The organism is Paenibacillus sp. FSL E2-0201, from assembly GCF_037963325.1.
GTDB lineage: Bacteria > Bacillota > Bacilli > Paenibacillales > Paenibacillaceae > Paenibacillus_AQ.
In genome coordinates, this window is sequence record NZ_CP150154.1 from 4,755,080 (window position 1) to 4,768,649 (window position 13,570).

General features: G+C 45.1%; 11 protein-coding genes. 1 reads left to right on the forward strand and 10 read right to left on the reverse strand.

Translation table 11 applies throughout. The features are described 5' to 3' along the window. Positions 1 to 8 precede the first annotated feature (8 nt). From NSU15_RS21685 to NSU15_RS21705, 5 genes are all read right to left on the reverse strand, one after another. The gene (locus tag NSU15_RS21685) at positions 9 to 1,958 is read right to left on the reverse strand and encodes an FtsX-like permease family protein (RefSeq protein ID WP_339287491.1); all 1,950 of its coding nucleotides are present in this window, start codon (positions 1,956 to 1,958) and stop codon (positions 9 to 11) included. Then, on the reverse strand, positions 1,933 to 2,703 hold the full coding sequence (locus tag NSU15_RS21690) for an ABC transporter ATP-binding protein (RefSeq protein ID WP_042129933.1): 771 nt from the start codon (positions 2,701 to 2,703) through the stop codon (positions 1,933 to 1,935). Before NSU15_RS21690 ends, NSU15_RS21685 begins: the two co-directional genes overlap by 26 nt. An 85-nt stretch (positions 2,704 to 2,788) precedes the next feature. Next, positions 2,789 to 3,787, reverse strand: coding sequence for a sensor histidine kinase (locus NSU15_RS21695; protein ID WP_339287492.1), 999 nt, complete (start codon positions 3,785 to 3,787; stop codon positions 2,789 to 2,791). Continuing rightward, positions 3,784 to 4,485, reverse strand: a complete 702-nt coding sequence (locus NSU15_RS21700; protein WP_339287493.1) for a response regulator transcription factor — start codon at positions 4,483 to 4,485, stop codon at positions 3,784 to 3,786. Before NSU15_RS21700 ends, NSU15_RS21695 begins: the two co-directional genes overlap by 4 nt. 755 nt (positions 4,486 to 5,240) lie before the next feature. Next, positions 5,241 to 6,035, reverse strand: a complete 795-nt coding sequence (locus tag NSU15_RS21705) for a TIGR00266 family protein (RefSeq protein ID WP_042129938.1) — start codon at positions 6,033 to 6,035, stop codon at positions 5,241 to 5,243. Between the two features lie 532 nt (positions 6,036 to 6,567). On the opposite strand from NSU15_RS21705, the gene NSU15_RS21710 reads away from it, so the two are divergent. Then, complete coding sequence (locus NSU15_RS21710; RefSeq protein ID WP_339287494.1) at positions 6,568 to 7,464, forward strand: rhodanese-related sulfurtransferase; 897 nt, start codon at positions 6,568 to 6,570, stop codon at positions 7,462 to 7,464. A gap of 262 nt (positions 7,465 to 7,726) precedes the next feature. Here NSU15_RS21710 and NSU15_RS21715 read toward each other — a convergent pair whose 3' ends face one another. From NSU15_RS21715 to NSU15_RS21735, 5 genes are all read right to left on the reverse strand, one after another. Then, positions 7,727 to 8,398, reverse strand: a complete 672-nt coding sequence (locus NSU15_RS21715; RefSeq protein WP_339287495.1) for a YitT family protein — start codon at positions 8,396 to 8,398, stop codon at positions 7,727 to 7,729. Between the two features lie 315 nt (positions 8,399 to 8,713). Continuing rightward, positions 8,714 to 9,214 carry a Crp/Fnr family transcriptional regulator gene (locus NSU15_RS21720; protein ID WP_042129942.1) on the reverse strand — a complete coding sequence of 167 codons (501 nt, stop codon included), beginning with the start codon at positions 9,212 to 9,214 and terminating at the stop codon, positions 8,714 to 8,716. Positions 9,215 to 9,479: 265 nt separating this feature from the next. Continuing rightward, positions 9,480 to 11,408 (reverse strand): fructose-specific PTS transporter subunit EIIC, encoded by a 1,929-nt coding sequence (locus NSU15_RS21725; RefSeq protein ID WP_339287496.1) that lies wholly within the window; start codon positions 11,406 to 11,408, stop codon positions 9,480 to 9,482. A gap of 38 nt (positions 11,409 to 11,446) precedes the next feature. Continuing rightward, positions 11,447 to 12,358: a 1-phosphofructokinase gene (pfkB, locus tag NSU15_RS21730; RefSeq protein ID WP_076120670.1), complete on the reverse strand. Its 912-nt coding sequence runs from the start codon at positions 12,356 to 12,358 to the stop codon at positions 11,447 to 11,449. Between the two features lie 148 nt (positions 12,359 to 12,506). Beyond that, the gene (locus NSU15_RS21735) at positions 12,507 to 13,271 is read right to left on the reverse strand and encodes a DeoR/GlpR family DNA-binding transcription regulator (protein WP_042129948.1); all 765 of its coding nucleotides are present in this window, start codon (positions 13,269 to 13,271) and stop codon (positions 12,507 to 12,509) included. Positions 13,272 to 13,570: the final 299 nt, after the last annotated feature.

The following is a 13,570-nucleotide window of genomic DNA, read 5'->3' on the forward strand; positions in this document are numbered from 1 at the left end:
CCCATTATTCAAATCAAGTTCTTCTTCAAGTTGCGTAAATAACGGCTGCGAATAAAAAAGAAGTAAAGTCCCTGGACAGCCAAATAGCCCATCAATACAGCCCCTGTCTCCACAGCAATTGATAAGTAGAACAACCGCTGAAGCGCAATAAAGGCAAACACACTATGCAAAATAGCAACCCCAACTGGCACAAAAAACAACAACGACAATTGAATCGTTACAATTCGGTTTAGCTCTTGATCTGTAAGTCCCATTTTGGACAATGTAGAATATTGATGACGATCATGATCTAGATCTGTATATAGCCGGAAGTAAAGGAAACTGCCTGCTGCAATGAAAAAGACAGTACCCACCAGTAAAGAAGCGAATAGCATCGTGTTATACAGTGTTCTCTGTATTTCAAACAGCGTGCCGCTAACCACAATCGCGTATGGAGAGTTACTTTCATAGGATCGTTTGCCTTTATGGGCAAGATCCGCCGCTATACCAACCGTTCGCGGGAAGTCATCCATATAAAATCCTGTATACAAATCAGTCTGTACGGGATCAATAGCCTTGTATAGCTCATCGCTGATCACAACTCCGCTGAAGTCTCCTCCATCCCTTCCATCAAGCTCCGGCAAGAGATATTCGGCTATCGGAACATGCTGGGTATACCCCGTTTCACGAATGGAAAGACCTTGCTTCAGGGTGTAGACCTGCTTCGCTCTACCCGCTGTCAGACTCCGATCTCGTTGCGAACCGATCATCACCAGTCCTTCATCTCCACTAAGAGGGCGCTCATCCGTCGTAAACCCTGCACGAAGCAGAGCAAGCTTATAATCACTGTAAGCAATCAAGGGAAGCCTTAACGTGCGATCTGGCCCAGTCTGAGATTCCACCTCTGCGTATTTGATAGGAATACTAAGTGTCTCATAAGGTAAGGCGAGCGTTGTAAGCTCATCTTTAATTTCTTCCAAATGCTGCTCAAAAAGTACCGGTGTCTGATCGCCTTTGGCTACATAACCAACAGCTGCCGGATAATCCAATTTCAGCTCTCTGGAAAGCGTATGGATCGATGCGAATACCCCCACTGAAGTAAAAGATACTGCGGACACAATCGTCACCATAAAAAACATTCGGGCATTCTCTTTCCAGCGGTAGGACAAACCCGATAATGTAATCATATTGGTATGGTTCCAATACAAGCGCCGAATCGTCTTAAGCAATTTAACAACATAAATACTAAGCTGCGTATAAAAGAGATAAGTTCCTGCCACCGTAATCACAACAACGGGAAACATCACCTTTTCAACCGAAGCCGCTTTTGCAGTAGCAGCCAAATAATAACCCAGTAGCAGTAATACAGCAGAGATCATAGATAACACGAGGGATACCTTTGGTTCCTCATCTGCTTTTCGCTCTCCCTGAAACAGCCGCATTAGCGATTCATTCCCTATAAAGGCGAAGGTGCTCAGCGAGATTAACATAAATAACAGTGCAAAGCTGCATATCGTAAGTACTAGTGCCTGCCAAGGAAGATGAAACGTTAAAAGAGGTATCCCTAGAAAAGTAGATCCGATCATCAAAAACAACTTACCCAGAATCAACCCTAGTAAAGTACCTGTTAGGATGGCTGAGGTGCCGATCATCATATTTTCCAAAAATACCATCGTGTTGAGCTGTTTCTTCGTCATTCCATGCATCAATAAAATCCCAAATTCCATCTTCCGTGACTGCAGAAACGATCCGACCGATACGAGAACAAACAAGGAGCAAAACACATAAATAATGGCTTCCGCCGCCATCATTGTATGAGCCGCCGTACTATAAACCAAACTCTTAGAAATATCCGGATGATAGATAAACAAAGCGCACACAAAAAAGATCATCACTGAAAAAGCGCTGACGACAAAATAAGCCGCATATTTACGCTTGTTACGTGTAACATTTCTATAAGCGAATTGCCGAAAGGTCATGGCTAGTTCCCCCAAGCAAAGACAACATATCAATAATACTTTGGAAGAAAGCGCCTCTACTGCTTCCCCTGTACATTTCACTATAGAAACGTCCGTCTTTAATAAAGATGACTCGGTTACAAAAGCTCGCGGCCACTGCGTCATGTGTGACCATCAGCACGGTTGCCCCTTCTTCCTTATTCACCTCTGTCAGCATATTCATGACTTCGCCTGAAGCTTTGGAATCCAAATTCCCTGTAGGCTCATCTGCTAAAATCAGTGCAGGACGATGAATCATCGCCCGGGCGATGGCGGTCCGCTGCATTTGTCCACCTGAAATCTCGTAGGTTCTTTTTTGCAGCAAATGCTCAATGTCCAGCATGCTTGCTACTTCTTTCAACCTGCTCTCCATTTCCGTTACACGGACACCAGCAAGCGTGAGAGGCAGCACAATATTCTCCTCTACAGTGAGCGTATCCAGCAGATTGAAATGCTGAAAGACGAAACCAAGCTCATGGCGGCGAAAGAGTGCCTTTTCTTGTCTGCTAAGCAGATTGGGATCTCGGCCGTTGATCAGAATCTGACCGGAGGTCGGCTGGTCGATGGTGGCGATCGTGTTGAGCAGTGTTGTTTTCCCACTCCCCGAAGGTCCCATTACGCCAACGAACTCCCCTTTTTCAACAGAAAAGCGGATATGATTCAATGCCTGAGTGGACACTTTACCCTCATATATTTTTGATAAATTATGAACATCTAGAATGGGCAAGTGTTACCTCTCCTTCTTTCGACTGGATTGCCTTCATTATACAAAGTGTATACACAGGCTGCCATTTATCAAACTTACAATGACCTTACATATTTGTAAGGTAGGACTCCCTAAACACTATCCGCACGGTCGTACCCTTACCTTCTTCTGAGCAAATGCTCACCTCGTGACCAAGCTTTCCGCAGATCTGTTTCACAAGATATAGACCCATCCCCGTGGATTCTTGAAAGGTTCGTCCATTTACACCTGTAAAATAAGGATCAAACACACGCGGCAGATCACCTGCCGGTATGCCAACTCCTTCATCTCGTATCTCCAGAACTGCTCTCTTTTCCTCTTGTATGTACCCATAGAAATAAACATGTTTGCCGATTTCCGTCGTATAACGTATCGCATTTGTAATGATCTGTGTCAGCACAAAACTTAACCATTTCTCATCTGAGGTTACGGTGATTCGCTCATCTATTTTAATAGTAGGAAATATACGGTTACGTATAAACAGACGTTTCTGCTCTGAGGTTACACCACGTACTAAGGTTTCCAAATCCAAACGTTCCACATAAAAGTCATGCTCAAAAGTATCTAGCCGAGCCGTATAAAGTACGGTATCCAGTCCTTTTTTCAGACGATCCAGTTCATCACCTATCGCTGTAAAAGGCGGTCCGTCCTTATCTTGGATCATCAAATGGATGACAGACAAGGGTGTCTTCATCCCATGCACCCACTGATTAATAAAATGAATATGTTCTTCCAGCTTGTGGCGGTAGCTGTGTAAATCATTTTTGTAGAGGCGGAATTGTGACCCTAGTAGTCCTCGTAAACTCACGGCAAGCGGAGAATCCTGAGTAGGGCCACCGGCTTCATCTAGAGAGGAGGGAACTGTCTCCAGCCGTTCATAGAATGTACGATTGCTGATATACCGATAAGCGAGGTAGCCAAGCAGCAGACAAGTGCTGAGAAGAGCTGCGTACAGACTTACGCTCACACCACTGCCTCCATCCAGCCGATAGACTAGTGTGATCAAGATGAGCTGCGCTAGGTAGACTATAATTAAAGGGATCTGCTCCCGTAAAAATAGCTTCATTCCTCATCCCCCCAGTTCGGAATCAAGCGGTAGCCTTGGCCTCGAACGGTTTGTAGGCCGTCCGTAATCTCTAGAGCGGCGAGCTTTTTACGTACACGAGTGACATAGACATTAAGTGTATTCTCATCTACGAAAGCTTGATCATCCCAGATTTTCTCGAGCAGTCTGTCGCGGGTAACGATGGTTCCCGACTTTTGCATTAGCTCATCTAGTATTTTGGCTTCGGTGTGGCTTAAGTCCACCTTGACTTCTCCTCGAGTAAGAATTAGTCGCTCCACATCCAGTGTCATTCCGGCAACGGTTAGGGCACGATCATTGTTGCTTCCCGCATAAGTGCCGTAGGCGCGTCGTAGCTGGCTTTTGATTTTGGCCATCGCAATTTCATAATCAAAAGGCTTTGTGATATAATCGTCCGCTCCGTTCTCCAGCGCCATCACCTGATCCATTTTGCCGTCTCGGGCAGATATAAAAAGGATAGGGCAAGTGGAAATCCCGCGAATCTGACGGCACCAGTAATACCCATCGTATTTTGGCAAATTAACATCTAATAGAACCAAGTGCGGAGCGAACGCTTCAAACTGAGTGCGAACCCTCTCGAAATCATTCACCGCCTGTGTCTCATATCCAAATTTATGTAAATAATCCTGTAGCAGAGCCACCAGTCCACGGTCATCTTCTATGATAAATATTTTGAACATATCATGCCTCCGGTCACAGCCTTAACAATATAGGGGTTTGCCAAATAATATATACATCATGGAGAGAGTTAGTCAAATCGTTAGGGGATTGTGCGACAAATCGTCATGCGTAAAGCGAGGCTGATCGTCATGCGTAAAGCAAGGCTGGTATTTAATGGTTATGACTTAAACTATCCCAAGTCCAATCTCTAAAAAAAGACCCGTGAATGAACATAATCATTCAAGGGTCTCACTATATAGTTAGTTGCAGATACAGTAGCAGTGGACATCGCAGAGTCGATAATAAAAACGTCAAACGGCGATATCACATCGAACATAAGTAACCAATGGTTTGTTGAAGGAAACTGAACCGGAACGTTAAGGGTGCTAGGATCGCTCGATTTGGTGGCTGGATTTGCTCATATCCTACAAATCTGGGGGATTTATACTCCTCTTTTGCCCCATTTGGGCTAATTCGCACAAAACTAGGGGATTTATACTCCTCTTTCGCCCCATTTGGGCCAAGACAGACGAATCTAGGGGATTTATGCACCTCTTTCTCCCCATTTGGGTCAAGTCGCACTAATCTGGGGGATTTATGCACCTCTTTCTCCCCATTTGGGCCAATTCGCACTAATCTAAGGGATTTATGCACCTCTTTCTCCCCATTTGGGCCAATTCAGACGAATCTAGGGGATTTATACTCCTCTTTCGCCCCATTTGGGCCAAGTCGCACTAATCTAGGGGATCACTCTACCCATCACCCTCGCCCAAACCTATCTGCCATCCAGCAGATTACCAAGTCCCCCAAGCACGCTGCCTTCTTCTTTGCGTCCGTTGTTACCGGCTGCGGACAGAATGCGATCAGCCATTCGGCTGAATGGTAACGACTGCACCCAGACCTTACCGGGACCGCGCAGCGTAGCGAAGAATAGACCCTCGCCGCCGAATAGCGCGGTTTTGACCCCTTTTACAAACTCAATATTATAATCCACCGAAGACGTCATAGCGACTAGACAACCCGTGTCCAGCTTAAGCGTCTCTCCCGGTTGAAGTGTGCGTTCCATAACATAACCACCAGAGTGTACGAATGCAAGGCCGTCACCCTCCAGTTTTTGCATAATAAAACCTTCTCCGCCAAAAAAGCCCGTACCCAGCTTACGCTGAAATTCAATACCGATCGAGACGCCCTTCGCCGCACAAAGGAATGAATCCTTTTGACAGATCACTTTTCCAGCGTATTGCTGAAGATCAAGCGGGATGATTTTGCCTGGATATGGAGCAGCAAAGGTGACACTTTTTCTTCCATAAGAACCGCTGTGTGTGAATACGGTCATGAACAAGCTTTCCCCTGTCAACAGACGTTTGCCCGCGCCCATCAGCTTGCCCATTAATCCGCTACCGCGCGTTCCCCCACTACCATCACCAAAAATCGTCTCCATCGTAATTTCCTGATCCATCATCATGAAGCTTCCAGCTTCGGCAACTACACTCTCTCCGGGGTCAAGTTGTACCTCCACACACTGAATTTCCTCGCCCATAATGACATAATCAATCTCGTGAGCACTCATCCCGCAGTTCCTCCTTATTATTAAAGTCACGATGTGACTCTTCGAATGAAAATTAATACGTGCGTTGTGATTCACGGTTTCGCCAATCATGACTACCCATGTTATTCGCCTATACCCAGCAAAAAAGTCAACCAAAATTCTGGCTGACCTAAATCGTAGTATCCCCGAAAAATGCAGTTTATACCAGTCGCCATCATGTATAAATTGTTTCTTTAACAGGCATATAAATGAGTGATCACGCCAAAAAAACTACATCCAACATGATGAATACAGTACCTACTTTGACTCCCACATCCACTGATCAGCAGCGACAAAATATCAGCTCATCCACTCGCGCCGCCACTTCGCAGATTAATCCCCCATATGCATGATGATTCAGACATATTCATTACGCTGTTTTTCTTATTAATATCCAAGTTTTAACCATTACCAATTCAAGAGTATCTTTTTCAAGTCTTGATAATATGTTACAATACTTTTTATACTTAAACGTTTATTTAGTAGTCTAATTCTAATGATAAAGGTGAAAAGAATGAAACCACAATCGGAATATGCAATTCTGCTATACTATAAATTTGTAAAAGTGCCGGATGCAGAACAATTCGCTCAGGAGCATTTGGCTTACTGCAAAGAGCTTGACGTAAAAGGACGAATTCTCATCTCAGATGAGGGCATCAACGGGACACTGTCCGGAACGATTGCCCAAACCGAGCAATACATGAAGGATTTGCGCGCAAATCCGCTGTTTAGCGATATCGTCTTCAAGATCGATGAGGCTGATGGTCATGCCTTCAAAAAGATCTTCGTTCGTTATAAAAAGGAACTCGTGACGTTCCGGGTCGAGGATGAACTGGACCCTAACGTGATCACTGGAGAGCATCTGGCGCCTAAAGATTTCTATGAAATGATGAAGCGCGATGATGTGGTAATTCTGGATGGTCGTACCGGCTACGAATTCGATCTTGGTCATTTCCGCGGTTCGATCCGCCCTGAAGTAGACAGCTTCAAAGAATTCCCGGACTGGATTCGCGAGAATATGAGCGAGCTAAAAGATAAACCAATCCTGACCTACTGTACAGGCGGAATCCGCTGCGAGAAATTAAGCGGGTTTATGATGAAGGAAGGCTTCCAGCAGGTGTACCAGCTGGATGGCGGCATAGTAACTTATGGTAAAGACCCTGAGGTACAGGGCCAACTGTTTGATGGAAAATGTTATGTCTTCGATGAGCGGATCTCCGTACAGATTAACCATACCGACGATGATATCATTGTTGGTCGTTGCCATCACTGCGGTCAGCCAGCTGACCAATTCATCAACTGCGCCAACGATGCTTGCCATCTACAGCATATTTGCTGTGAGGACTGTGAAACACAGCACAGTGGTCATTGCTCGGACGAATGCGAAGCTATCACGAATGCCGTGGGCTAAATAAAAGGGACAAGCTGGTCGCAAATGTCTCTACACGATTCAAAGGCGAGCACAAAAGAGTCTTAAATTAACTAAAAGGTGGCGTACAGGATTTTCACTGTACGCCACCTTTTGTTATGAGCGAAACGTCCGAGCAAACCCTGAAAGCTGCTGCAACCCCTTTAAATTACGTCACTTATCCAACAAAAAAAAGTCAACCAGAAATTCTGGCTGACCTTAAGCGTAGTATATCCCCGAAAAAAGCTGTTTATACCAACCTTCTTCACATTACTGTTCCATCATGCGGCTTGCGCATCGTAGACTGAATCTTTGGCGCCTTTACTAACTTTGGTTTGCCTAAAGAGGTTGTAAAAGTGATCACATAGCCAGCTACGACTACCGCCATCACGGTATACATTGTTTCCTTAACAGGCATATAAAAGAGTGATAATGCCAGAACGATGACATCCAACATGATGAATACTGTACCTACTTTAATTCCCTTCCATTCACTGATCAGCAGCGACAAAATATCGTCTCCACCACTTGCGCCGCCGCTTCGCAGAATAATTCCCGCGCCTAAACCTGTCAGTACGCCAGACAAAAGGGCTGCTAATGCCAAATTGCCCTGCAAGTTAATGACCAAATCGGAATAACGTTCCATGAGTCCGTAAAAGATTGTAAAAGCTCCTACAGAAACAAAGGTGTTGCACACGAACGCTTTCCCTTTGAACATCCATGCAATCAAGAGTACTGGAACGTCTAGAAGCAGAGTTGAAATTGAAGGTGATATTCCTAATACGTATTTGCCGAGCAGCGATAATCCTACGAATCCGCCCTCAGACAAATGGTTCTGAAAATTGATGTGATAATAAGCAAATGCAAGCAAAAATGTTCCAAACAAAATGACTGTCAACCGGAGCAGTACATTCACTCCGTGATTGTGGTTCCTCATACAGGTCTCCCCTTATCGTATATGGCGGCTAAACGTCCCACCAACCTCTACGACGGGTAAAACCGGAGGTGTTGCTCCTTCGCATATATATACTCCTTCCCCTCGCAGAGGCGGTTCGTCGAGTAACAACGGTTCACGCACATTCTACAGGGAAGCTAAGTATAAGACAGATCATAACGTTTCCAAATCGTCCTTTGGGGAATCGTCCTTCGGGGACACATGGTATCCTGATCCTTTCTCTAATTTAATAAGTTCTGAATACATTATACCACGGAGATCCCCCACTCTAAACACTTTGCTATAAAAAAGCAGGAGTCACTCTACACTCCGTAGCAATCGATTGATTGTTTCTCGCCTCACACCGATCAATTGTCCTATTTCTTCCTGTGTCAATAACTCTGTTAGCATTGCGCCATGTGAGTAGTCATTGAACCATCGGGTAAGCAATTCCAGGCGCTCTGCAGGGGTACCTACGGTAAGGTGATCCAGGCGTGTCTGCATAAAACGTACCTTCTCTTGGAGCAGCCTGGCGATTTCCATCGCTTGACCCGGATCTTCACTCAACTGTTGATACCATGCCGCTGAAGGGACTGCCTCCACCTCGCTCTTCATCATCGCAACTGCTGTTCCATGCGCCTCCTTTGGCGAAATGAGTGAATGATGGGGAACCATCTCTCCGGGATACAAGATGTTGAACAGCACCATGTTCCCATTTTCATGAAGTCTTGTTACCTTGAACAGCCCACTTTTCACCTTGTATAAGAATTCGCAGCTGTCCCCTTGACGGAACAAGACTTCCCCCTTATGCAGTATCATCTCGCTCGCTCCTTTGCCCTCTTGTTATATATATTTTCAATTATACAAAAATAAACCCCATGTAAGGAGATTATTCTTGCATGGGTTAAGGGAAATACGTGGTCAAGTTAAGAAACGCCTTCAGCGTCCTCTCAGGGAAGATAATCGTTTCTGCGAAAAATAGAGGGGTAGTTTTTAGAGTAAACATACAAATTCTTATATTCAAAAAAACTGCCGAGCACCAGAAGAAGCGTCCGGCACCCAGCAGTTCAAATTACTTATTTTATTATTTTGCCTCAAGAGGTTTCTTCCATAATCCGAGCATTAATCCGGAAATAACAGATCCGATCAGAACAGCCAACAGGAACAATAATGCGTGGCTCGAAAGTGCTGCTACAAAGATCCCGCCATGCGGTGCTGGAACGTTGATATTCCAAAACTGAGTGAGACCACCAGCTACGGCTGAACCCAGGATACAAGAGGTCAGAACACGCAATGGATCGGCAGCGGCGAATGGAATCGCCCCTTCTGTAATGAACGATAATCCCAATACATAGTTTGTTAACCCTGATTTACGTTCTGATTCTGTAAATTTATTCTTGAAGAAGGTAGTAGCAAGCGCTATTGCAAGTGGAGGCACCATACCGCCTGCCATTACAGCTGCCATCATGAATCCGTTAGTATTTCCACTGGTAGTGAATACCCCGATGGCAAAAGTGTAGGCCGCTTTATTGAAAGGACCTCCCATATCAATAGCCATCATTCCACCAAGAACGAGACCCAGAATTACTGCATTAACGGTTCCAAGATCGTTAAGCCAATTAATGAGCCCTACGTTCATCCAGCTAAAGATCGGATCGAACAGGTAATACATCAATCCACCGGTAATCAATAGACCAAATACCGGATATAACAGAATCGGCTTTAATCCGTCGAGCGTTTTTGGCAGACCTGCAAACACTTTGCGCAGACCGATAACAACATAACCAGCCAAGAAACCTGCAGCCAAACCGCCGAGGAATCCAGCATTGGAATTCAAGGCCATATAACCGCCGACCATACCCGGCATCAGGGCTGGACGATCACCAATACTAATCGCAATAAATCCTGCAAGGACAGGAATTAGGAAATGGAAGGCACCATCGCCGCCACCAATTGTCTGCAGTAACTGGAATAGTGGATGATCCTCTCCGCCGACTTGTTCAATCAGGAAGGAGATCGCCAGCAGAATACCACCGCCGACTACAAACGGCAACATGTGGGAGATACCGTTCATCAAGTCCTTATATATTTTACTGCCGATACTACCTGATTTCTCTTTTGATTCTCCATCATCGCCACTGCGGCCTTCATTATGGTAGATCGGTGCATCGCCGTTCATTGCTTTGCGAATGAGTTCTTCCGATTTACGAATACCATCACTAACCGGTCTCTGAAGCACATGCTTACCATCGAAGCGAGCCATTTCCACCTGTTTATCCGCTGCGACAATTACACCACTTGCACGCCGAATCTCATCGGGTGTTAAGACGTTCTTGGCTCCCTCAGAACCATTCGTTTCTACACGGATATTAACTCCCATTTCCAGAGCCTTCTTCTTGAGCGCATCTTCAGCCATAAAGGTATGCGCAATTCCGGTAGGACAAGCTGTAACAGCTACGACGAATGCTTGGGAATCCGGGTTGCCGACGATTAGCTTTTCAGGTTCTGACTTCTTGGCAGCTTCAGCAGCTTCGCTCTCTTTCTCCTTGGCTTCTCCTTCCGCCTGCTTCGCATCGAACAAGGCGGATACCTCATCTGGCGTTCGGGTATTCATCAGCTGTTCAATGAATTCACTATCAATCAACAGTCTGGACAGCGAGGCCAATGTACGAAGATGCATGTTGCCCGCTCCTTCTGGGGCAGCAATCATAAAGAAGATCCGAGCCGGCTCATCATCAAGCGATTCGAATTCGACGCCCGTCGCACTCTTGGCAAACACAACTGTCGCTTCATTCACCGCTTTAGTCTTAGCATGTGGCATTGCGATACCGCCACCAATTCCAGTACTGGATTGCTCTTCACGCTTCAGAATCATCTCTTTAAATAGAACAGGATCATTGATACGACCACTTGCGGCAAGACTGGCAATCAATTCATCAATTGCCCCTTCTTTAGTGGTTGCTTTTAAATCCATAATCATTGTGTCTTTTATCATTAAATCCGTAATTTTCATGTCTTCCAACTCCCTTGAGTACTTTGAATGCTGTTTGCTTACACTTCTGAGATGTCGATCAGCGGTCTAAGTTTCTCTATAAATTCTCTATTTGCCAGGTCATCTGAGAACGCCGTTGCACTTCCTGAGGCAACACCTGCTCGGAACGCCTCCATCAAATCTCCAGTCAAGGATAATGTACCTACGAATCCAGCAATCATGGAATCCCCTGCGCCTACAGAATTCTTTACTGTTCCTTTTGGAGCATTGGCGTGGTATACCCCCTGATCCGTTATGAATAAGGCACCTTCACCTGCCATTGAAACCAGCACATGCTTCGCGCCTGCTTCCAGCAGCTTACGCCCATAAGTAATGATTTCTTCCTTAGTCTGTATCGTAACGCCGAATAGCTCTGCAAGCTCATGATGATTGGGCTTAACGAGCAACGGCTGATGAGGAAGTGCCATTTTCAGCGCTGACCCTGTAGTATCAATTACAAATTCGGCCCCTCTCTGCTTGCATACAGATATCAACTTGTCATAGAAGTCTGCGCCAAGCGATGGGGGAACACTTCCCGACAAGATCACAACATCAGCCTCGTTCAAAGCGGACAGCTTCTGCAACAGCGCATCAGCCTCCGTATCATTGATGACAGGCCCTGCACCGTTAATCTCTGTCTCTTCTCCATGCTTAAGCTTGATATTAATTCGGGTATCATCAGAAACAAATACGAAATCACTAGAAATTGATTCTTTCCGTAACCATTCCTCAATATATCGCCCGGTGAATCCACCAAGGAAGCCTATAGCCTTATTCTGAACCTCAAGCTGATTTAACACGCGGGATACGTTAATCCCTTTTCCACCGGGAAGCTTCAAATCACGTTTCATCCGGTTCAAATCACCTAGTCTCAAATCTTCAACTTCCACGATGTAATCAATGGAAGGATTTAGCGTTACTGTATAGATCATTGTTATCCCTCAATTATTTTGGTTTTCTAAGCCATTAGATTACCGCTTGAACATGCGGCAAATGTAATTTCTCCAAACGATCTTACGATGATTCCTTACCACTCAAATTAAGGCAGTTTCTATCCATAAAAATATCATCTGTCTAGGGTCATACCAGAGAGACGTCAACGCCCATTTGCGTGAGCTCACGGATGAACTTGTCAGATGCACCAGAATCAATAATGCAGTGGTCCATTTCCATCACATCGGCAACCTTGCAGAAGGATACCTGACCCAGTTTGCTATGATCAGCGAGCAGAATCACTTGCTTCGCAACCGAGATCATTTTGCGCTTAGTCGCAGCCTCAAGCATATTTGGAGTCGTGATGCCTTCTCGTAGGTCCAATCCGTTAGTTGCAAGAAAGGTTTTATCCACTCGCACCATTTCTAAAGAACGTTCTGTCATCGGTCCTACAAAAGCCAGTGTATCGGGCCGCAGCATACCACCTGTAATCGAAACTTCTATATTCCGGCAATCCCTCAACTCATTGAGCGCCATGATTGAATTCGTAATCACCTTGATATTAGAAAAAGTCTTTAATTCTTTGGCAATCTGCAGCGTTGTTGTTCCAGCATCCAGCAGAATAGCATCGCCTTCCTCAATCATCTCTACAGCCTTGCGTGCAATCCTCTGCTTCTCATCCAACAAGCGATCTTCCTTATCTGGATAGGACGCCTCAAAGTTGACACTCTGCAGGGAAACTGCCCCGCCATGTGTTCGTTTCAACAACTTGGCTTCTTCAAGCTCTTTCAGGTCACGGCGTACAGTGGACTCAGATACACCCAGCTCCTGACTTAGCTCTTGGACCGAAGCTCTTGAATTCTTTTCCACAAAAAGCACGATTCTTTGTTTTCTCTCTTCCTCAAACAACATCGTGGTTCGCCCCTTTAAGTTACAGCGCCATCCCATCTATGCATTGCGCTTATCTTTGGAAATTCATGATCATTAATTGATTATTTATGACTGTTATTGATCGTTTGTGCTCGTTTATGATTTTAACAGCGTTTTCATCATCTGTAAAGCGCTTTAACATTAAAAATAACACTCTAACAAAATGTAATAAATGGAATGATCTCAGCTTATCTTCAAGGTTGGACAGCCCCCTCAGAAAATTAGATACCAGTCGCCTATCTCCTTAACGGTCTTTAAATCATATTAATATTACATATAGG

What these genes read in the sequence shown, in the direction of transcription:
- pfkB (WP_076120670.1), bottom strand. Translation starts at nt 12,358, where the DNA reads ATGATCTATACAGTAACGCTAAATCCTTCCATTGATTACATCGTGGAA.
- NSU15_RS21710 (WP_339287494.1), top strand. Translation starts at nt 6,568, where the DNA reads ATGAAACCACAATCGGAATATGCAATTCTGCTATACTATAAATTTGTA.
- NSU15_RS21725 (WP_339287496.1), bottom strand. Translation starts at nt 11,408, where the DNA reads ATGAAAATTACGGATTTAATGATAAAAGACACAATGATTATGGATTTA.
- NSU15_RS21695 (WP_339287492.1), bottom strand. Translation starts at nt 3,787, where the DNA reads ATGAAGCTATTTTTACGGGAGCAGATCCCTTTAATTATAGTCTACCTA.
- NSU15_RS21700 (WP_339287493.1), bottom strand. Translation starts at nt 4,485, where the DNA reads ATGTTCAAAATATTTATCATAGAAGATGACCGTGGACTGGTGGCTCTG.
- NSU15_RS21715 (WP_339287495.1), bottom strand. Translation starts at nt 8,398, where the DNA reads ATGAGGAACCACAATCACGGAGTGAATGTACTGCTCCGGTTGACAGTC.
- NSU15_RS21685 (WP_339287491.1), bottom strand. Translation starts at nt 1,958, where the DNA reads ATGACCTTTCGGCAATTCGCTTATAGAAATGTTACACGTAACAAGCGT.
- NSU15_RS21720 (WP_042129942.1), bottom strand. Translation starts at nt 9,214, where the DNA reads ATGATACTGCATAAGGGGGAAGTCTTGTTCCGTCAAGGGGACAGCTGC.
- NSU15_RS21735 (WP_042129948.1), bottom strand. Translation starts at nt 13,271, where the DNA reads ATGTTGTTTGAGGAAGAGAGAAAACAAAGAATCGTGCTTTTTGTGGAA.
- NSU15_RS21705 (WP_042129938.1), bottom strand. Translation starts at nt 6,035, where the DNA reads ATGAGTGCTCACGAGATTGATTATGTCATTATGGGCGAGGAAATTCAG.